Below are 570 nucleotides of genomic sequence, written 5' to 3'. Positions count from 1 at the left end.
TTTAATATCTGTCGCTATTTTTTCTAATTTAAGCATATCAGCACGACGAAGAGAAAGAGCTTCCTCTTCACCAACTTGAAAATCAAGCTTTTCAAGCTCTTCTACACACGCACGAAGATAATCAACCTCACGTACAGCACTCTCTACTTTAAGACGCTGCTGTTGCAAACGCTCCTCACATTCACGCCATGTGTGATAACATTGGCGCAAATTTTCCACTTCATCCTCAAGCCCACCAAAGGCATCTAATAATTGGCGATGTGTAGCAACATCAACCAGCGCACGATCATCATGTTGTCCATGGATTTCAACCAGCAAACGGCCAACACTCCGCATCAATGCAACACTAGACACCTGATCATTGATAAAGACACGGCTACGTCCATCACTTGATTGCACACGTCGTAAAATAATATCGCCCTCATCATCAAGACCATTCTCACGAATAAGCTGACGTGCAGGATGTGAAACAGACACATCAAAAACAGCCGTGACCTGCCCGCGGTCAACCCCATGACGCACAAGCGAAGCATCACCCCGCCCCCCTAGAGCAAGTGATAAAGCATCAAG

General features: G+C 45.8%; 1 pseudogene. It reads right to left on the bottom strand.

The annotated features are described in order from the left end of the window. A pseudogene (locus ACFIO3_RS15305) lies at positions 1-570 on the bottom strand (DNA repair protein RecN); the annotation flags it as partial.

Source organism: Bartonella sp. AD328YNZD (genome assembly GCF_042196425.1).
Note: the sequence above shows the minus strand (reverse complement) of the source record. Positions and strands in the feature narration are given on the sequence as shown.